This is a genomic window from Paenibacillus sp. A14 (assembly GCF_036864815.1).
GTDB classification, from domain to species: domain Bacteria; phylum Bacillota; class Bacilli; order Paenibacillales; family Paenibacillaceae; genus Fontibacillus; species Fontibacillus sanfengchensis.
In genome coordinates this window covers 21546-40953 of sequence record NZ_JBAGJD010000011.1, presented here as the reverse complement: position 1 = coordinate 40953, position 19408 = coordinate 21546, and the positions used below count along the sequence as shown (strand labels likewise).

At 52.5% G+C, this 19408-nt stretch carries 16 protein-coding genes and 2 pseudogenes; 5 read left to right on the top strand and 13 right to left on the bottom strand.

From position 1 onward, the window contains the following. Positions 1–21: 21 nt before the first annotated feature. The 3 genes from V4U88_RS22285 to V4U88_RS22275 all read right to left on the bottom strand — a co-directional run bounded on the left by V4U88_RS22285 (position 22) and on the right by V4U88_RS22275 (position 3714). A complete protein-coding gene (locus tag V4U88_RS22285) occupies positions 22–1320 on the bottom strand; it encodes an MFS transporter (RefSeq protein WP_334075447.1) in 1299 nt (432 codons plus the stop codon). A 68-nt stretch (positions 1321–1388) separates the two neighbouring features. After that, entirely contained in the window at positions 1389–2552 is a 1164-nt protein-coding gene (locus V4U88_RS22280; protein WP_334075446.1) for a winged helix-turn-helix domain-containing protein, read from the bottom strand. Between the two features lie 421 nt (positions 2553–2973). Continuing rightward, a complete protein-coding gene (locus V4U88_RS22275; protein ID WP_334075445.1) occupies positions 2974–3714 on the bottom strand; it encodes a ThuA domain-containing protein in 741 nt (246 codons plus the stop codon). Positions 3715–3885: 171 nt separating this feature from the next. On the opposite strand from V4U88_RS22275, the gene V4U88_RS22270 reads away from it, so the two are divergent. Then, positions 3886–4785, top strand: coding sequence for an AraC family transcriptional regulator (locus V4U88_RS22270; RefSeq protein WP_334075444.1), 900 nt, complete (start codon positions 3886–3888; stop codon positions 4783–4785). A 171-nt stretch (positions 4786–4956) separates the two neighbouring features. On the opposite strand, the gene V4U88_RS22265 is transcribed toward V4U88_RS22270, so the two are convergent. The 9 genes and pseudogenes from V4U88_RS22265 to V4U88_RS22225 all read right to left on the bottom strand — a co-directional run bounded on the left by V4U88_RS22265 (position 4957) and on the right by V4U88_RS22225 (position 13644). Beyond that, complete coding sequence (locus V4U88_RS22265) at positions 4957–7131, bottom strand: ATP-dependent helicase (RefSeq protein ID WP_442951907.1); 2175 nt, start codon at positions 7129–7131, stop codon at positions 4957–4959. Positions 7132–7133: 2 nt separating this feature from the next. Continuing rightward, entirely contained in the window at positions 7134–7655 is a 522-nt protein-coding gene (locus V4U88_RS22260; protein ID WP_334075442.1) for a GNAT family N-acetyltransferase, read from the bottom strand. 59 nt (positions 7656–7714) lie between these two features. Then, a pseudogene (locus V4U88_RS22255) lies at positions 7715–8045 on the bottom strand (YnfA family protein). A 176-nt stretch (positions 8046–8221) separates the two neighbouring features. Then, positions 8222–8395 (bottom strand): hypothetical protein, encoded by a 174-nt coding sequence (locus V4U88_RS22250; RefSeq protein ID WP_334075441.1) that lies wholly within the window; start codon positions 8393–8395, stop codon positions 8222–8224. Between the two features lie 73 nt (positions 8396–8468). Beyond that, positions 8469–9293: a class I SAM-dependent methyltransferase gene (locus V4U88_RS22245; RefSeq protein WP_334075440.1), complete on the bottom strand. Its 825-nt coding sequence runs from the start codon at positions 9291–9293 to the stop codon at positions 8469–8471. Positions 9294–9309: 16 nt separating this feature from the next. Further along, complete coding sequence (locus V4U88_RS22240; RefSeq protein WP_334075439.1) at positions 9310–9675, bottom strand: MmcQ/YjbR family DNA-binding protein; 366 nt, start codon at positions 9673–9675, stop codon at positions 9310–9312. Further along, the gene (locus tag V4U88_RS22235) at positions 9672–10592 is read right to left on the bottom strand and encodes a ketopantoate reductase family protein (protein ID WP_334075438.1); all 921 of its coding nucleotides are present in this window, start codon (positions 10590–10592) and stop codon (positions 9672–9674) included. Before V4U88_RS22235 ends, V4U88_RS22240 begins: the two co-directional genes overlap by 4 nt. A gap of 22 nt (positions 10593–10614) precedes the next feature. Then, the gene (gene thrS / locus V4U88_RS22230) at positions 10615–12528 is read right to left on the bottom strand and encodes a threonine--tRNA ligase (RefSeq protein WP_334075437.1); all 1914 of its coding nucleotides are present in this window, start codon (positions 12526–12528) and stop codon (positions 10615–10617) included. Positions 12529–13074: 546 nt separating this feature from the next. Then, on the bottom strand, positions 13075–13644 hold the full coding sequence (locus V4U88_RS22225; RefSeq protein WP_334075436.1) for a cysteine hydrolase family protein: 570 nt from the start codon (positions 13642–13644) through the stop codon (positions 13075–13077). Positions 13645–13829: 185 nt separating this feature from the next. Here V4U88_RS22225 and V4U88_RS22220 point away from each other — a divergent pair. The 4 genes and pseudogenes from V4U88_RS22220 to hydG form a co-directional block, all read left to right on the top strand. Further along, positions 13830–14012, top strand: a pseudogene (locus V4U88_RS22220) (alcohol dehydrogenase catalytic domain-containing protein); the annotation flags it as partial. A gap of 463 nt (positions 14013–14475) precedes the next feature. Then, positions 14476–15300: a formate dehydrogenase accessory sulfurtransferase FdhD gene (fdhD, locus tag V4U88_RS22215; protein ID WP_334075435.1), complete on the top strand. Its 825-nt coding sequence runs from the start codon at positions 14476–14478 to the stop codon at positions 15298–15300. Positions 15301–15422: 122 nt separating this feature from the next. Next, entirely contained in the window at positions 15423–16499 is a 1077-nt protein-coding gene (hydE, locus tag V4U88_RS22210) for a [FeFe] hydrogenase H-cluster radical SAM maturase HydE (protein WP_334075434.1), read from the top strand. Between the two features lie 117 nt (positions 16500–16616). Further along, a complete protein-coding gene (gene hydG / locus V4U88_RS22205; RefSeq protein ID WP_334075433.1) occupies positions 16617–18032 on the top strand; it encodes a [FeFe] hydrogenase H-cluster radical SAM maturase HydG in 1416 nt (471 codons plus the stop codon). Positions 18033–18120: 88 nt separating this feature from the next. Here hydG and hydF read toward each other — a convergent pair whose 3' ends face one another. Beyond that, positions 18121–19386, bottom strand: a complete 1266-nt coding sequence (gene hydF / locus V4U88_RS22200) for a [FeFe] hydrogenase H-cluster maturation GTPase HydF (protein ID WP_334075432.1) — start codon at positions 19384–19386, stop codon at positions 18121–18123. Between the last annotated feature and the right edge of the window lie 22 nt (positions 19387–19408).

Here is a 19408-nt window from a genome sequence, read left to right as displayed (position 1 = left end):
TCAGTTTCGCAAAATTACCTTTTACTGATTATTCCATCCCTTCTTAGTGAATTCCTGCCTTGACAAACAAAAATTGTCCTGTCCCCAAAGCCTTTGGCGAAACAGAAGCCCGCTGAGGCCGATCAAGGTCATGGCTGAACCGATCCACAAAAAGGCCTGGCCCGCCGAAGCCGCCCGAATCAATAATCCCCCCGCCAAGGGAGCCGCCAGCATGACCAGGCTGGTCAGCATGTTTTGGATGCCGAATACCCGGCCGACGAGTTTCGGGGTTGTTTCTTTTTGCAGGATATAGTTCTGGGTAAGAATGTACATCCCGTTGCCGATGCCGATCAGAAAGCCCAGTCCCCAAAGAAGAAAGGAACGGCTTCCGGGAGGACTTAAGCCGAGCAGGGCGATTCCCGTGCCGATCAGCGCGCCTCCGCCGCCGAGCCCCCAGCCGTAGCCGATCCGGTTCAAGCGGTTCAGCAGCACGAGCACCACCACCGCCCCCGCGCCGATCGCCGCCACGACCTGGCCGGTCAAGGCTTCATCCGCGGGAGAGATGGACCTTAATAGCGTCGGAAACTGATAATCGATCATCAGGATCACTGTCATGCCGATAAAGCCGAAGATGACGGTATTCAAGACCTTTTTGTGATGCCAAAGGTAAACCCAGCCTTCCTTCCACTCGGTCCAGAATACACCGGCACCGGAGGAAGGCGCTGGCGCCCCGGGCGATTCCGTGTCCTGCGGCGACGCCGCTTTTGGCAAATGGCGCAAACCCAACAGCAGCAGCGCCGAAAGTAGTCTGGCCGCCATGTTAATCACAATGCAGGCCTGCGGGGACAGCGCCACCAGCGTAACGGCGCCGAGCAGCGGCCCGGCCACCTTCGAACCCTGGTTGACGAGGCCGTTATACGAAGTGGCCTGCAGCAGCAAATCGGCCGGCACCACCCGGCGGGTCAGCGCCTGCTGGGCGGGCACGTGAAATACGCCGGTCAGGGAACGCAGCGCCAAAAAAGGCAGGAGCCAGTACATATTCGGGGCGAACAAGACGGCGACGGAGAGAATGACGGTTAGCAGATCGCAAACCATCATGAGTCTGGCCTGTTGTGCGCGATCCGCCAGCGTTCCCGCAAAGGAGCTGAACAGCACGGACGGCAGGGCCATGGAGACCGGAATCAAGGCGATCATCAACGGATCGGCCCCCCAGCGGTAGGCGACCAGCACCTGAACCGCCAAGGCGTCGAACCAGTCGCCGAACGAAGCCAGCGCATATGCGGAGAACATGCTCCTGTAGCCGCGGATCGACCACAGCCCGGAGCGGAGCGTGAATGACATGATATTAATTCCCTCCAACCTATAAAGTCCTGTTTTCGGCAGTTTATCAGGACTTTATCAGAGGAAGATCAGACGGAACAATCGCCGCCGTTCAGCAGCGACTCGATGTGGCGCTCCATTTCCGGCCGGACTTCGGAAAACCGGTGCTTTTTGTCCAGCGAATCATACAGAGCGGCGTATTTATGCCGGAGCCGGCTCTCGGGTCGATGCCTGTGCAGAAACAGCCGGATCTGATGAACGGCCGCGAAATACAACGGCATATGCAGAGCCATTCCCAGCACTTCGAGCCCCTCGTCGAGTCGCTCCTCCGCTTCACGCTCCGCCCCGTCGGCCAAGAGCCGCAGGCCTTTCATGATGTGGAATCGGCCGATCTCGCGAATATAAGGATCGCTTTGCAATAATCTCTCCAAACGCGCCGCGGTCCGGTCGGCTTCCGCCCAGTTCCCGGCCGTCAGGTGAACATACATTTCCATGATGGCAACGGGCATGATGAATCCGGTTAAACCATCACTCTCCATGACGCGGCGGGTATGGGGAAAACGCGCGATCGCTTTCTCCGGCTGCCCGGCATCGGCATATACCTCAAGGATATTTAAAATCTCCATTTCCCGGTGCTGCTCGGGAGTCATCATTTTTTGGCTTAGCGCGGTCTCGCAATACTCCAGCGCCAATGCTGAATCCGCTGCAATGCCCCCGTAAAGCAGGAGCATCCAGTATAAGCGTTCGTTTGCCGGAACCTCATCCGTCTCCAAAAACCATTGGAAATTCCCTTGGATAAACCGGATATACCGGCGGTAAAAAACATCGACCTCAAATCCCAGCACCTCGTGCTGAGCGGCTAACGCCACGATGGATTTGCCCTGTCCGAGCAAATGATATTTCTCAAACAACCCCCGCACCGCCGACTGCATTTCCTTATCATGAATCGAAGGATTTTCAATTTTGCGCGGCTCCTCGACGGTCAAGCTGTAGCCGTATCCCCGAATCGTGTTAATGCGGATATGACTCCAGCGGGCCAGCTTTTTTCTAAGCCGGTAAATATGGTCATCCACCGTCCGCTCCACCGGGTATTCCAACGCCCACACCCGGTCCAGCAGCTGTTCGCGGGAAAACGCCTGGTTGCGGTGCTCATATAGAAACTGCAGCAGCGCGAATTCCTTCGCCAGAAGTTCGACGGTTTCCGCTCCTACGGTCACCGTATAGGCGGCCGGATCCAAAATCAGGTGCGCCATGGAGGCCGTTCCTCCCTTTCGTTTAACATCGTACAGCGAATGCATTTATCATAGGCTGCCATCGAGATGTTGTAAAGGCAAAGCCGGGAGGGCCCATGACGGCTGACAATCCCAATCAGACGCTGAATATGATTAACGTTAACGGGAATTCCTCCCGCTAATTTGACCAAAAGGAAGCGCTTCGCGCCCTGATCCCGAGATTAGCTGGAGGAATTCCAGCTATTTTGTATTCATTGGCCGCTTGGTCCAAATTAACGGGAGGTTTTCCCGTATACTCGCCTCGATGAACCTTAGCCAATCAAATCCGCTCTAATCTCTGACCTGGACAGGTGAGGCAACGCAGTGTCCGGCCGATCCATTCCCAAGGGAAATAAAAAAGCCGGACGGAGCGCGTAAAACCCGCTCCATCCAGCTCAAAAAATTACAGCGTTGGCGCCTTCACCGCTTCCAGCGGGGCCACCCGTCCGTACGAAACTTTGGCGCTTTCGGTCTTGGCCGCCCAATAAACGCCGTTCGCAATCACCTGAAGCACTTCGGGGTGATGGTACACCGGGAAGGTTTCGTGGCCCGGACGGAAATAGAACACCTTGCCCAGCCCTCTCTTATAGCAACAGCCGCTGCGGAAAACTTCGCCGCCCTCGAACCAGGAAATGAACACCAACTCATCCGGGGCCGGAATTTCAAACCGTTCGCCGTACATTTCTTCCTTAGGGATCTCGATATACTCCCCAAGCCCCCGCGCGATCGGATGACTCGGCTCAATGACCCAGATGCGTTCTTTTTCCCCGTCATCCCGCCATTTCAGCGCTCCGGTGTTCGTCCCCATCAAGCTGCGGAAAATCTTGGAGGCATGCCCGGAATGAAGCACGATCAGGCCCATCCCGTCCAGTACCTTTTGCCGGACCTTCTCGACGACCGCATCGCTGACTTCATCATGCGCTACATGTCCCCACCAGAGCAGCACGTCCGTTTGCTCCAATACCTCGTCCGTCAAGCCATGCTCCGGTTCATCCAGCACCGCGGTTCTCACTTCCAAATCCCCGAAGCCCTTAAGATGATTGGCAATCGCCGTATGAATGCCTTCCGGGTATATCGCCTTGACCTGCTCATTATGGCGTTCATGACGGTATTCATTCCATACCGTAACTTTAATCTTGGACACTGACTAAATCCCCCTATTCCTGTTCACGGACTCTAACCGCACGAAAACACGATATTAAAACGTTTGCATTCCTCCTACAGTATAGGACGTGTTACAATGAACGGGAATGGCGAAAACATACACTTTTTGTACAAAAACGACTTTTTCAGTTTGTCCGGGGAGGGTTGAAATATGCTGGCCATGAATGCGGAGCTGCTGCCGAGAATCAAACTGATGGGGTTCGTATCTTACACCCACCCCTGGATGCATTTCCGGAGAACGACATCGGAACACATCCTTTACGTTGTTAAAAGCGGTGAACTGCATCTTCGGGAAAACGGGGTTTCCTATTGCTTAAAAAAGGGGGATTTTCTGTTCCTCGAGCCGAACCTCGAACATGAAGGGACGGAGAAGCACGTTTGCGACTATTACTACATCCACTTTGAGCATCCGGATTTGAAGGCCGCCCAAGTGGACGACCTCCCGGCGCTGGCCCGGAGCCTGATGGTCAAGGAGGGCGCCGAACCGGCCGTGCAGGACCCGCCGGTATGTTATTTTCCCAAATACTATCGGTTGCCGAAAAAGAATCTCCCTCACTCGTTCCATACGTTGAATGAAATGCTTCAATTGTACCGCCGCCATTATTTCAACCGCGGTTTGTCCGCGCTGAAGCTGACGGAATGGCTCATCGAAATCTCCCGCGAGTACTTTATCGACACCCTGAAAAGCGGGGAAAAGGGCAGCTCGCGGGCCGTCATGAAGGTGCACGCTCTGCTCGACTATATCCACAAACATTACACCGGCAAAATTACGAGCCGCGACATCGAGCGGGAATTTGGCGGAAACTACGATTATATCAACCGGATCTTTAGGCGGATGACAGGCCAGAGCATTATGCGGTACGTGAACCAGGTACGGATCAACCATGCCAAGGAACTGATCGAAGCGACCCACCTCAGCTTTAGCGAAATCGGATATTTGAGCGGGTTGGAGGATCCTTTTTATTTCAGCAAGGTATTTAAAAAATATGAAGGCATCTCCCCCAGCCAATATTACAAGCACGTGCGAAACCGGGAGGGATCGGATCGGTAACCACCCATCGGTTATCCAAGTTATCCACAAAGTTATCCAGATGTTATTCTGAGTTATGCAGTTATTCGAGAGCTGTCCACAAACATAGTTGTGAATAATGTGCATAAAACGCGCAAAAATTGGGCACAACCCCTCCTTTACGGATCAGGTTGTGCCCAAATTCATTTTTTTTCACAACATTTCGCGTTCCAGCAGTCCCATTTGTACACAGGTATGCAAGGACAGCGTTTTGGTTCCCCCGGCAAAAGCGATATCGACCAGATCCCCGTTCCGCGCCCGTACTTCCCCCCGGCCAAACACCCGATGACGGACGGCATCCCCGGCCGCGAGGGCCAAACCGTCTGCCGCGTGCCCCGCGCCGGCCGCCGCCTGATCGCTCTCCGGCTGCACGATGGATCTGACGTGGGAGACGAATCGGGATTCGGCGACCTTTTCCCCGTCCCGCTCCTGATAAGTCAGCAGTTCCAGCTCCCGTTTCGCCCGGGTCATGCCGACATAAAACAGCCGGACCGCCTCTTCCATCAAGGCATCTTCTCCGCCGGCGTGCTTTTTGATGTCCTCCGAGGAAGGGATTACGCCATCGGCCAGGTCGATCATAAACACCTTTTCAAACTCCAGACCTTTGGCGCTGTGGAATGTGGATAACGTGACGGCGTTCTCTCCCCTTCGCTTTTTGGACGAGGTTAATGCCGATTCCAACACCTTCAAACGTCGCGCGAAATCCTCCATCGTTTCCAGCGTTTCCGCGATTTCCTCCAGCGTGTTGAGGATTCCGATCAAAAACTCCTTGCGAAACCCCATCCATTCGCACATTTTATCGAGCGCCTTCTCGTAACCGAGCCGCTCCCGGATCACGCGGATCGCCTGCAGCGGCGGCATGCCCTTCATCTCGCGGAAGGTGTCCCGGCTGGCTTGCAGCGGCTTCAACTGATAATCTTGGAGCTTCACGTATTGAAGCAGATTGTCGAAGACGGATTCGTTGTTGCGGATTTCTTTTAATGCGGCCATTTGCTGCTTGCTGATGTACCCGTTGAATTTCAAATGAATCTTCTCCAAAATATCCGGCCGCTTATCGGTAAAGGTCATCCGCATAAAATTCAAAATATCCTCCACCACCCAATGGGAGAAAAAGCGGTTATCGGTATCCTTCATATAGAAGGGAATCCCCGCCCGGTCCAACGCGTTGATCAGAGCGACGGAAGAGGAGTTGTTGCGGTACAGCACCGCAATTTCCGCCAGCCGCTCCGATTTTTGAATTTCCCCGACGACATACTTCGTCTGCGCCTTGTAATCCGGAAAGGGGCGGAAGCTGACGCCCCCCTTCTCCTCCTCGGGTCGAGCGGTGAACATGTTCTTATCGTAACGGTTCGGATTTCGCCGGATAAACCGATTGGCCGCGTGAACAATGGCCGGGACGGAACGGTAGTTCTGCTCCATGAACAGGATTTTGGCCTGAGGATAAACTTGGCTAAAATTCAGCAAATAAGTGGGCTCGGCCCCTCTCCAGCTGTAGATCGACTGGTCGTCATCCGCGACCACGCAAAGATTGCCGTGCCGCCGCACCAGCTTTTCGATAATCGCATGTTGAACGAGCGAGGTGTCCTGGCTTTCGTCGGTCAGTACGTAATCGTATCTTCGCTGGTATTTTTCCAGCAGGAAGACGTCTTGCTCCAGAACCTCGTTGCCGAGCGTCAGCATATCGTCAAAATCAAGGAGCAGCTTGTCCGGCCGGGACCGTTTGAATGCCTCGTACTCGCGCAATATCCGTTCGGCCTCCGCCACGCCGGCCTTCACGGTCCCCCATCGCTCGGGCGGAAGCAGCTTGTTCTTGACGTAACTGATATAAGTCGTCAACTCGTCCATCTGATCATCCGTCATATTTTCCCCGGTGACCGATTTGAAGATCTGCCGCAGAATGGCCTGCTTGTGCAAGGGGGCCCGGTCCGGATCTTCGCTCCCTTCCTGGCCGGCATCTCCGCCGCCTTCGATAATTTGGTAAGCCAATCCCGCCCTGCGGAAGTGCTCCCTCACCACCTCAAAGGCCAGACTGTGAATCGTAGAGAAGTCCACCGGCGTCAGTTCCGGAAAAAAACGCCGATACCGTTCCTTCATATCGTTGGCCGAAGCCCGGCTGAAGGTGACCGCCTTGATCCGCGAGGGCTTTACGCCCTTTTCCTCAATCAGGTATCCGATCCGCATAATCGTCGTCGTCGTTTTCCCCGACCCCGGAGAAGCAAGAAGCAGGACGGCTCCTTCGGTATGAAGGACCGCCTGCTTCTGGATCTCGTTTAGGGCAATGCCCAGCTCTTGTTGTTTTCGCTCAAAAAATCGTGTTTTGCTGTCTATGCTCATTTCTCGCCCTTTTGTCTCCATTCGGATTCCAGCAATCCCATCATGTAAGTATCGAAATATTCCCCGTTCACGAAAGCATGCTTTCTCAATTGACCTTCCACTACAAAACCGATCTTCTTGTACAGAGCGATCGCACGCTCATTAATCCCTCTTGTGGTCAGATAAATTTTATTCAGGCGAAGCTGATGGAAGCCCCATTCGATCATTTGTTCCATCGCCGGTTTTCCGTAGCCTTTCCCGCGCGCCTCCGGCGCAAGCAGGATGCCGATGCAGGCCCGTCCGTGCTCCGGTTCGATGTCCTGCAGAAAAATCCAGCCGATCGGCCGGTTCTCTTCATTTTCGATCGCCATCAGAAAATCGCCGTTCCGCCTCTTCTTCTCCACCTCTTGTTCCATCTGCTCGTAGGTCTTTGGAATTCTTCCGGCCATTGCGATGGATACCGGGTCATTCGTCCACCGGTGAAGCTCCTTGATATCTTCTTTCTCAAAAGGGCGTAAGGTTACTTGTTGTTCAGACATGGGACCTCTCTCCTCTCGTATTCATGTTCAGAATTCATGCACATTCGAAATCCATGGTCTCATGAGTGCCGTTGCCACCACAGCATGATCGAAACGCCAATCAGGCATAGAACGGCTCCGGCCCAATCCCACAGGTCGGGCGTTTTTTTGTCCACAGCCCATCCCCAAAGAAGCGAGAGAACAATAAACACGCCCCCCGTAAGCCGCGTAAACTTTGCCAAAAGACGGGAATTTTTGCAGAGTGGGAAGAATTCCGTACAAAATCAGCACGATGGCTCCGACTATACCGTAGCCGTAAGACTTTCCTTCGCGGAGCCAGAGCCAAATCATGTATCCTCCTCCGACTTCGGCAAGCCCGGCCAATATAAAAAGAACGACGGATTGAATCATAGCTCCCCCAGTTACCTTTCTTTCGACTATAATTCTATCTCTTTGATTATACCTTTCCTTAACTCCGGCTTTCCACCCGAAAAAAACCGTCAGAATCAACTTATGGATTCTGACGGCTTATGAGGTAATCATTTGGCAATTCGTCTGCACGTGGTTCAACCTTTCGCGATTATAGGCTATACGCTTTCGGCGTTCTTTAAGGCATGCTCCCAGCTGGGGAAGTAGAACAAGGCGCTCCTCATCAACTCGGGATCGCTCTGCTTCACTTGCTTTTTGCTGATGGAGACTCCTGTTTCTTGCAATTGCCGAATACGTTCGAGAACCTGGTCGGCGTTGAGTGCGACATCCATAGGCTCACCCCCTTTTTCCTAGGTTTTCCAAAGGGAAGGCAAGCTATGCCGCGGCTAACCAAAACGAAGTACTTTATTTAATGCCGAGGCGAAGTCGGTAGCTGAACCAAATTTCCCGGGAACCATCGTGGAAAAAGTCTTCCACGTGTTTGCGGAAAGTCTCCAGTTCGGAATCCAGGGTGGTGAGCCCCATCTTAAACACGGTCTGAATGCCGCCCTGGCTCAAGGCGAGGCCTATAAATCGTTCGGCATCGCAATGTTCCGCGTTGTGAAATACAATCTCCCGGGTAAAACGGAAGGCCCCGCTATCCCGCAAGGCGTCCAGATGGCCGTTCTTGTCCCGCTTCACAGCCTGCTTGGCTCGATCCATGGCCTGTTCGACCAGGGCATCCGCTTTACCGACCAGCTCGAGATATTCGTTCTCCAGCTGCCAGTTCAGCACGGGCGGCCAGTCGCAATCATAGACGGCAAAGACACCGCCCCGCTTCAGGACGCGATGCGCTTCCTTCAATGTGCTTACGGGTTCCATCCAGTGGAACGACTGTGAACACGTGATGATATCGACCGACTCATCGGAGGTGTCCAGATGATTGGAATAACCCGGAACGAACGAAATCCGCTCCGCCGGCACGGCCGCTCCCTTGAGCTTTCGGTTTGCCTCGTTCCTCATATCCGCGTTCGGTTCAACGCCCATCACGCGCTCCGCGTGGCCGCTCCAGATCAGGGTGGAAAGGCCCGTGCCGCAGCCCAGGTCCATGACCAGGTCGGGTTTCCGGCCCAGATAGTTGCCGAGCAGCTCTACGACAAACTGCGGCGCCTCGGGACGGTAGCGGTCATAGAGCTCCGCAAACCCGGAAAAACGTTCGATATTCTCTCTCGAATTGCCTTCGGGAATCATCTGCTTCTCGCCTCCTCTATCGGATAAGGGCTGAAATCGCTTCGCGAGCCGCCTTGGTCAGACTGCGGAACACCAAATCATACGAGTGGTCGATCATTTGTTGCAAATCCTCGATGGATAGGCTGTCGTCCACGATCACCGTGTTCCAATGCTTCTTGTTTAAATGGTAGCCGGGCTGAACGGAGGCATGCTGTTCCCGTAAATTGACGGCGATGACCGGATCGCACTTCAAGGAGATATGCACCTGGTCGTTCTTGCCGTCGACGGAGATCAGCGCGAACATTTTCCCGCCCACCTTGCATACGAGCGGTTCGGGCCCAAACGGATAATCGGGCGCGGCCCCCTTTTTGCTTAAGCAATATTCAGTAAGCAATTCCTTCATGAGTTCTCCCTCCCATACACCCTCAGGTTATGGTAAATCGCCTGAAGGCGGGGGGCTTCCAAACCGTGCTGCTCAGCAAGCCCGAGTAAATAGCCGTGCAGATGCTCGCCTTCCACGGCATAGCCTTTCTCCATGTCCCGGAGCATGGAGGATTTCATTTCAAACGACATCCGGTGCGTCGTCTCCATATGACGTTCAACGATGTCCTTGTCCAGCGGAGCCCCGTGCGCTAACATAATCGCCTCGGTTTCCCGGAAAACGCCGCGAACGAAATCCGCTCCGCCGGCGGTCTCGCGAATCGGACCGACCGGGGCTCGCATCAAGGTCGTAACGCCTGCAATCGCGGCAATGAACAGGTATTTATGCCAGATATCCCGCTCGATATGATCGCTAAGGAGGAACGAGGATTTCGTCCCCCCGAGCGCTTGCTCAATCTCGCGGATCCGCTCCGTTTGGGCTTGCCCGAATTCCCCGAATCGGACGAAATGGTCTTTGCTGGTCTGGAGGACATGTCCTTCCTGATTCAGGATAGTTTCGATGAAGCACAAGCCCCCGATCACCCGGTCCGCTCCAAATTCCCGCTGCAGCAGCGGATAATGCGCAACCCCGTTCAACAGCGGGAGCACGACCGTCCGCTCGCCGACATAAGGCTTAAGATCCCGGACCGCCTCCTCAAGATGGTAAGCTTTCGAAGAAAATAGCACCAAATCATATGGCGCATTTGTATGATTCTCTGCCGTAATCGTCTTGGGACGGATCGTCACATCCCCATGAACACTACGCACGACCAGGCCGTCTCTCTCCAGTTGCTGTTTTCTCCGGCTGCGCACCAGAAACGTGACGTCCGCTCCCTTTTCCGCTAAACGGCCTCCGAAATAGCCACCGACTCCGCCGGCGCCAAGCACCAATATCCGCACACCCGTTCCCTCCGCTTTTGGCTTATTTTTTGCTGCGAATTTCTTCAACTAGTGTCGTAATGATCTGCTCTATCGCCAGTGTCCCCGCATCGCCTTCGTTGCGTTTCCGGACGGCCGCCGTGCCGGAGGCTCTTTCCTTTTCTCCGAGAACGAGCGTGTAAGGGACTTTCTCAAGCTGAGCTTCCCGAATCTTGTATCCCAGCTTCTCGTTCCTCGCGTCGACGGAGACGCGGATGCCGGCCTCCTCCAGTTGCTTCTTCACCTCGTAGGCGTAATCGACGTAATTTTCGGAAACCGGCAGCAGCTTCGCTTGAACCGGCGCAAGCCACAAGGGAAACGCCCCCGCATAATGCTCGGTGAGCATCCCGATAAAACGGTCGATCGAGCCGTAAACCGCACGATGAATGACTACGGGTCTATGCTTCTGATTATCCTCGCCGATATAAGCAAGGTCAAATTTTTCGGGCATTTGGTAGTCCAGTTGAATCGTTCCGCACTGCCAGCTCCGTTTGAGAGCATCGAGGATATGAAAATCGATTTTCGGCCCGTAAAACGCACCATCGCCTTGATTGAGGCTGTACTCAAAACCGCGTTTCTCCAGTACACGCTGCAGCGCCGACTCCGCTTGATCCCAAACCTCCGGATCTCCCATGGAATCTTCCGGCCGGGTGGACAGCTCGATTTTGTATTGGAAGCCGAAGATCTTGTACATCTCGTCGATGAGGTCGATGATCTTTCCGATTTCCTCCTCGATCTGCCCCGGCATCACAAACAGATGAGCGTCATCCTGACAGAAGGTGCGCACGCGCATCATGCCGTTCAGGGCGCCCGAGAACTCGTGTCGGTGCACCTGGCCGAACTCCGATATACGGAGAGGCAGATCGCGGTAAGAGCGCAGGCTGTTCTTAAACACAAGCATATGTCCCGGACAGTTCATCGGCTTGAGCGCAAAGGTCGAATCGTCGACCTTCGTAAAATACATATTGTCCTTGTAATGATCCCAATGACCGGACTGTTCCCAAATCCGGCTATTCATCATCAGCGGGGTACGCACTTCCTCGTAATCCCGTTTCCGCTGAAGCTCACGCGCAAAATCCTCCAGTTCCGTACGAATCGTCATCCCATGGGGCAGATAAAACGGCATGCCCGGCGCTTCCTCGGAAAACATAAACAGCTCCAGCTCTTTGCCGAGCTTGCGGTGATCGCGCTTCTTGGCCTCCTCGATCAGGTGCAGATGTTCATCCAGCTGCGCCTTTTTCGGAAAAGCTGTGCCATATATCCGCTGCAGCATTTTGTTCTTGGCATCCCCCCGCCAATAAGCGCCCGCCACATTCAGCAGCTTGAACGCCTTGATCCGGCCCGTGGACGGAAGGTGAGGTCCCCGGCACAGATCGAAGAACTCGCCCTGATCATAGATGCTGATCTCGGCCGCCTCGGGAAGATCGCGGATCAGTTCCATCTTCAGCGGCTCCTCCAGGTTGGCGAACAGCTCGATAGCCTCTTCCCGGCTTACGACGCGCCGGATTATAGGATGATCTTCCCTGGCGATCCGCTCCATCTCCTTCTCAATGGCCGCCAGATCCCCGGCGGATAAAGGTGTCTCCATATCGACGTCATAGTAAAAACCGTCCTCAATCACCGGCCCGATGCCCAGCTTGACGGCCTTCTCGCCGTAAATGCGCTTGATCGCCTGAGCCATAAGATGGGCCGTACTGTGCCGGTAAATATCCAGGCCTTCCTTGCTGTCGAGGGTCAGCACTTCCACGGCGCAATTTTGCTCAATCGGGACATTGAGGTCGACCGGTACCCCGTCGATTTTGCCTGCGATCGCATTTTTCCCCAGACCGCTGCCGATCGACTCCGCCACTTGCCGTATCGTGGTCCCTTGCTGGAACCTCCTGATGTTGCCGTCCGGTAAAGTAATTAGAATTTCCATGTTTCGGGCCTCCACTTCTCTATAGTGATCTGAACGCAAAAAAACGCATCTCTTCCCAGAAGGGACGAGTGCGTTCAGCTCGTGGTTCCACCCTAAATTCGACCTTCCCGTCCGGCACCTAAGGCCATAACAGCCATAACCGCGGATGGAAGATCCTCATTCGGATCCGGTAACGGGGATCATTCCGGTGACGCATACTGCCGCGGTCTCGGACCGATGGTCTCTATGACTCTAGCGGGTTCAACGCCACGGCTGCAAAGGGGTAACTTCGCCTCCGTAACTGGAGAAGCTTTCAGCTTGCGCCTCTCTCTCTGGACAGTTCGTGAAGGAAATCATGTCTTTGGTCAACGCCGGGTATTTCTTATTGGTACTTTATAACACAGGTGCATCCTGTTATGCAAGCCTTAATTATCCGTCCATCCGGGAAGATGTCCTCACACAGTAGACGTTTTGCTTCAATTTGTCTTTCCAAATGTGGACAACACTACTATGGTTCCTATCCTCCATCACGTCGTAAAGGCTCCCTATATCTGGTATGCGGCTCTCTTATCGAATCGATATCTTATACTCCATATGTTTATGTTCAAAAATGTTCTCCGCTGAATTCCGGACCAGAACAAAGTGGTCGATGTTGTCGAATCCGTGCAGCGTTTGATTATGATGGGCAATCATCTGCGCCGCACTCAGCACCTTGCTGTCGGTGGTCGAGTGGGCATCCGCAACCAGGGTCACGTCATAGCCCAATGCAGTGGCCGCACGGCAGGCCGTGTCAATACAGTACTGTGTTTTTGCACCGATGACGACGATATGAACGATGCCGAAGTTGTCCAGCGTTTCTTGAAGATTTGTTTGCAGAAAGCTGTTTGTCGCGATTTTCTGCACGACCGGATCGCCCGGCAATGGAGCAATAGCCGGGTGGATGTCCTGTTGTTCCGATCCTTTCTCGCCAACTCCCACATCCTGTACATAAATCACCGGAAGTCCTAAGGCCCTGGCTTTTTCGATCACCTGTACCATCACCTTCAGAACTTCATCCTTGTTATAAACCGGTCCGTCCGTTGGCCCCTCGATAATTCCGACTTGTGAGTCAATGACAAGCAAGGCTGTGTTCGACATGCGTTTACATTCCTCCAAAAATAGCAGTTTATTTTACCAGCAGAATTTATCATAATCGAATAGTGACTACAATTCCTAAAACGGCTAATTGTTCGTTCTTCATTTCATCATCTACTTTCAGGAATGATTTCGTTCAAGCAATGGAGTGCATTCAGGGTTCTCGGAAAGCCCATATAAGGAAGGCAGTGAGTGATGTGGGACCTGACGTCACCAAATACAAGGTCGGTGACCGGGTGGGAGTAGGATGTATGGTCGACTCCTGCGGCGAACGCGAGAATTGCCGAAAAGGCGAAGAACAATACTGTCTGAAAGGTAATGTTCCAACTTATGCCGGCGTCGATAAATACGGCGAACCTACGCAAGGCGGATGTGCCAGCGCCGGTGCGATAAACATGGCTGCAAAATGGTTAAGCTTGTTCTATTGGGCTTGCAGCAACACGTGATAAACACTAAAAAAAGAAAGTGTGGAACCACTAAAAATCACCATGAAAAGAATATTGGAAACCATTTATGACCTAATAAAATGAACTTTGAGCCGAATTCATCTGGATTTCAATAAATCATTTCAACTTTTTTGAAACTTCCTTGTCCCATAGTTCAATCTTCCCCTGCCCGTATAATATTCCCCTTCAAGTCCGTTCATTTTGATACTCATAGTTTAATAGCGTTCAACTCCTAAAATAGCTCTGATTCATGAAGAACGCAAAGGCTATATGTGAGATATTAAATTGACACTTTTTATAAAAAGTGATGTAGTAATAACGTGTTTTAAGATGGTATTATTTATCATTTAAAGGAAATGTTGAGATATTCAATTTCTAACGAAAAAGGATGATTGCATTGAAACTCGGATCCGAGCGGCATGGGGAAATCATACGTTACCGCAGCGGCCATATCACGATGGAAGAGGATATTATCGTTACGGAGCATCCGATCACAATCAAAATAAACGGTGATGAATTCGTCACTCTGGTATGCACGCCTGAATATATCGAGGACATGGTTATCGGTTATTTGGCATCCGAAGGAATCATTAGAGGGTTCCAGGATATCAAGGCGATTTGGAGTCAGGAAGAAGAAGGTTTCGTCCACGTAACTATAGACCACTTAAGCCCATTGCACCGTCAGCTGTTTGCCAAGCGATATGTAACTTCCTGCTGCGGGTCTAGCCGGCATGGCTTCGTCTACATTAATGATGCCAGAACGGCCAAAATTGCGGACGGGGTACATGTGTCACTTTCTTTCGACGATTGTTTCCGCTTAATGGAGGAAGTGCAAACCGGATCAGAGCTGTTCCACCGCACCGGTGGCGTCCATTCTGCTGCAATTTGCGATGCCGGGGGAGTGCTGCTGGCCCGCAGCGACATTGGGCGTCATAATGCACTGGACAAAATTTACGGCTACTGCCTGAAGCAACATTTGAAACTCAATGACAAAATTGTTGTTTTCAGCGGACGGATCTCTTCGGAAATTTTATTGAAAGTAGCCAAAATAGGCTGTGAAATGATTTTGTCCAAATCTGCCCCCACCGGACTAGCGCTTGAGCTGGCTGAGCAGCTGGGCATCACCACCGTTGGTTTCATTCGTCAGAATTCATGTAATGTGTATACCCGTCCGGATCGTATCTCCGGTTGTCCCGCTTTCCCCCCTCCATGAACCTCAAATTTCAAGTACAAAACTCACTGTTCTCTATTTTTACTTTTGTTACAATTTTTTCTAGGTAATCGCAATTGTTATTTTTTGGTTATCTGGTTTAATCCTCTCCAGGATAGGGAGTGATGTCAACGGAACAATTGCTGGATCGATTATATGAAGAAGAATCACTGGAAGCTCAAGAGATCATTGCTGTGCTGAGGAACCCGGACCAGAATCTAAAAAAGCGGCTTCATCATCTGGCCCATCTGAAAAGAATGGAATGTTATGGCGACCGTGTATTTTTGCGCGGGCTGATCGAATTCTCCAATATTTGCAAACAGAACTGCCTGTATTGCGGCATACGCTCCGGCAATAAGACAGTCCGCCGCTATCGGCTCCAACCTGAAGAAATCTTGGAATGCTGCCGGGAAGGGTATGAGCTGGGTTATCGTACCTTTGTTCTGCAGAGCGGAGAAGACGACTGGTACACCACTGAGAAGCTGACCAAGCTCATTACACGCATTAAAACACTCTATCCGGATACCGCGGTAACACTGTCGATTGGTGAACGGGATGATGAGACTTACGCTGCACTGCTCGCGGCCGGAGCTGACCGTTACTTGCTGCGCCATGAGACAGCCTCCCGTAAGCTGTACCAAGCCCTGCACCCGACCATGACCTTTGACAGCCGCCGGAATCGGTTGAAGGCGCTCAAGTCCCTCGGCTATCAGGTGGGTGCAGGCTTCATGGTCGGTTTACCAGGACAAACTCCCGGGGATTTAGCTGAAGACCTGCTGTACCTAAAGGCGCTTGACCCGGATATGATCGGCATTGGCCCTTTTTTGCCGCATCAGGCCACACCTTTAAAGAACGAGCCAGCCGGAACCGTTATAAACACACTTGATATGATTGCTCTGGCCCGGCTCTTCGTGCCGAATGCTCTAATCCCTGCTACAACAGCCATGGGAACCGCTCATCCGAACGGCCGGGAGCTGGCGTTACAAGCAGGTGCCAATGTGGTCATGCCAAATCTCTCTCCTTTGAATGTACGAGCGCAATATACGCTCTACAATAACAAAATCTGTCTGGGTGACGAATCCGCCCAATGCAGATTCTGCCTGGAACAGCGGATTGAAGCTGCCGGATTCCATGTGGATATGGGCCGGGGAGATAGTCTGAATCATCTATCCCGCTCTTCTGCACAGCATATCCCTCTTTAAGGAAGCCACTGAATCAGCCTGTTGTTATCTCGCAATCGAGTTGTAAGGTCAGATCACAACTTCAAAGTCCAAGTCTGCTTGTCAATCCAATAATGAACCAGAAAGAAGTGGATGTTCGTGAGCCGAGTAAATGAAAGTCGTCCGGCGGATTTCATTCAGGACGAAGAGATCAAAGAAGCGCTGCAATTTGGAGAAACAGCCGGATCGGATCGGGCCAAGGTGTCCGCAATTCTTGAGAAGGCCAGACAATGCAAAGGGCTGACCTCACAAGAAGCAGCTGTTCTCTTAAATGTGGAAGATCAGGAAACACTCCATGAGATTTATCAGGTATCCAGAGATATCAAGGAACGGATCTACGGCAACCGGATTGTATTGTTCGCACCACTCTATGTCAGCAACTATTGTGTCAATAATTGCGTGTACTGCGGTTACAAACATTCCAATTCAGAATTCACACGCAGCCGCTTAACCTCAGATGAAATTGCCCAGGAAGTTACCGTTTTGCAGTCTCTGGGACACAAACGGCTTGTGCTGGAAGCGGGAGAGGATCCCCGCAATTGTTCCATCGACTATATTCTCGACTGCATAAAGACCATCTACGATACGAAGCTGGACAATGGCAGTATCCGCCGGATCAATGTCAATATCGCCGCAACCACTGTCGATGACTATATCAAGCTGGCTGAGGCGGGAATCGGAACTTATATTTTATTTCAGGAGACTTATCATAGACCTAGCTATAAGCAATACCACCCGCAAGGACCCAAAAGCGATTATGATTGGCATACGACCGCCATGGACAGGGCCATGAAAGCCGGTATCGAGGATGTCGGCATTGGTGTTCTGTATGGGCTTTATGATTATAAATATGAAACGATAGCCATGTTAAAGCATGCCGAACATCTGGAGCAGACCTATGGCTGCGGACCGCATACGATTTCCGTCCCCCGCCTGCGCGAAGCGGAGAATGTGAATCTGGACAATTACCCTTACTTGGTCAGCGATCCGGATTTCGCCAAAATCGTCGCCGTTCTGCGCATAGCCGTTCCCTATACAGGAATGATACTCTCTACACGCGAAGACGCTGAATTTCGTGATCAGATCATCAAACTCGGCATTTCCCAGATTAGCGCAGGCTCCGCCACAGGTGTTGGCGCATACAGTGTGAACAAAGATAAAGATGACAAACCGCAATTCATGGTAGGCGATCACCGCTCCCCTATGGAAATTATCAAAAATCTCTGCCAGGACGGGTATGTGCCGAGTTACTGCACCGCCTGTTACCGGGAAGGCCGCACGGGAGACCGTTTCATGCAGCTGGCCAAATCCGGCCAAATCCATAATGTCTGTCAGCCGAACTCCCTGATGACGTTTCAGGAATACCTGCTGGATTACGCCGATGAGGAGATGCGGGCCATTGGAGAGCAGACGATTCATGACAATCTGGAGCGCATCCCCAAGGAATCGGTCAAAAAAGCGACCCTAAAGCAACTTCAGCGTATCCATAACGGCGAACGAGATCTACGGTTTTAGGCCGCACCCCATGTACGCTGTCACAAAAAGGGGGTGTTCCAGCAGCCATTCAGATGGCTTTTGGAACACCCCCGCTTTAATATACGTATTAATGGCATACCCCCTCCTCCCAGGCCAGCATTGCAGACGGAAACATTTCGATGGCTCTTGGGAACACCCCCTGCACGTAGGCAATAAATACACCATAGTTCACAATCGGAACACCCGCTTGTTCCGCCTCTTCAAGCCTTCCCAGCATCGCCCTGCGGTTCAACACACACGCTCCACAGTGAATGATCAGTGAATAACCGCCGAGTCCTGCGGGGAAATCGCTGCCTGCGGCATGTTCAATTTGAAGCTGCCTGCCTGTCAGTTCCCGCAGCCAGCGGGGAATCTTCACGGAAGCAATATCATCGGATTGCCGGTGATGCGTGCAGGCTTCCGCAATGAGCACCCGGTCTCCGTCCTGCAGACGACCAATAGCGCGAACCCCGCGTACAAGCTGAGGAAGATCCCCCTTATACCTGGCAAACAATATGGAAAAGGACGTGAGCGGGATATCCTTTGGGGTATCTGCCTGAACCTTAAGAAATGCCTGTGAATCCGTGATGACCACATTTGGCTTGCGCCCCAGCATCTTGAGCGTGTGTCCAAGCTCCTGTTCCTTGGTGACAACAGCAACTGCATCACATTCCATGATGTCACGAATGGTCTGCTGCTGGGGCAGAATCAGTCTTCCTTTAGGTGCTGCCTTATCGATCGGCACTACCAGAACAGCCAAGTCTCCGGGATTCAGCAGGTCTCCCACTAGCCGGAACCGGTCTTCGTCCCTCGGCAGCTCCCTAATGATTGCGGCTTTAAGATCCGTAATCCCAGTCTTCCTGAGCGCACTGAATAACATTGGCTTCAAATGAAGCTGCTCTTCTACCCTTGCTTTTGCCGCCACTACAGTGTGTTCCTCACCGTTACCATGTTCCTCGAGCAAGTCTATTTTGTTCAATAGTAGGATGACCGGAATCTTCTTGACTGACAGGTCCAGTAAAAGCTTGTGCTCCAATTCGTCTACTCCGTGGACAGCGTCTATCACCAGCAACGCCAGATCGGTTTTGGTCAGGATCTGATTTGTTTTGCGAATCCGCTGTTCGCCCAAACTTCCGCTATCATCCAATCCGGCGGTATCAATAAGCACTACCGGCCCCACCGGCAGCAGCTCCATCGGTTGATAAACCGGATCTGTCGTTGTCCCGCTTACCGGAGAAACAATGGACGTCTCCTGACCGCCTAAAGCGTTAATCACACTGGATTTGCCGGCATTACGCCGTCCAAAGACTGCAATGTGCATTCGTTCTCCACGCGGGGTATTATTTAAGCTCATAACATGCGCTCCTTCGTTATCC

Excerpts from the sequence above, each read along its gene's own strand:
- V4U88_RS22285 (WP_334075447.1), bottom strand. The coding sequence starts at position 1,320 with ATGTCATTCACGCTCCGCTCCGGGCTGTGGTCGATCCGCGGCTACAGG.
- V4U88_RS22280 (WP_334075446.1), bottom strand. The coding sequence starts at position 2,552 with ATGGCGCACCTGATTTTGGATCCGGCCGCCTATACGGTGACCGTAGGA.
- V4U88_RS22270 (WP_334075444.1), top strand. The coding sequence starts at position 3,886 with ATGCTGGCCATGAATGCGGAGCTGCTGCCGAGAATCAAACTGATGGGG.
- V4U88_RS22260 (WP_334075442.1), bottom strand. The coding sequence starts at position 7,655 with ATGTCTGAACAACAAGTAACCTTACGCCCTTTTGAGAAAGAAGATATC.
- V4U88_RS22250 (WP_334075441.1), bottom strand. The coding sequence starts at position 8,395 with ATGGATGTCGCACTCAACGCCGACCAGGTTCTCGAACGTATTCGGCAA.
- V4U88_RS22245 (WP_334075440.1), bottom strand. The coding sequence starts at position 9,293 with ATGATTCCCGAAGGCAATTCGAGAGAGAATATCGAACGTTTTTCCGGG.
- V4U88_RS22240 (WP_334075439.1), bottom strand. The coding sequence starts at position 9,675 with ATGAAGGAATTGCTTACTGAATATTGCTTAAGCAAAAAGGGGGCCGCG.
- thrS (WP_334075437.1), bottom strand. The coding sequence starts at position 12,528 with ATGGAAATTCTAATTACTTTACCGGACGGCAACATCAGGAGGTTCCAG.
- V4U88_RS22225 (WP_334075436.1), bottom strand. The coding sequence starts at position 13,644 with ATGTCGAACACAGCCTTGCTTGTCATTGACTCACAAGTCGGAATTATC.
- fdhD (WP_334075435.1), top strand. The coding sequence starts at position 14,476 with ATGATTGCATTGAAACTCGGATCCGAGCGGCATGGGGAAATCATACGT.
- hydE (WP_334075434.1), top strand. The coding sequence starts at position 15,423 with ATGTCAACGGAACAATTGCTGGATCGATTATATGAAGAAGAATCACTG.
- hydF (WP_334075432.1), bottom strand. The coding sequence starts at position 19,386 with ATGAGCTTAAATAATACCCCGCGTGGAGAACGAATGCACATTGCAGTC.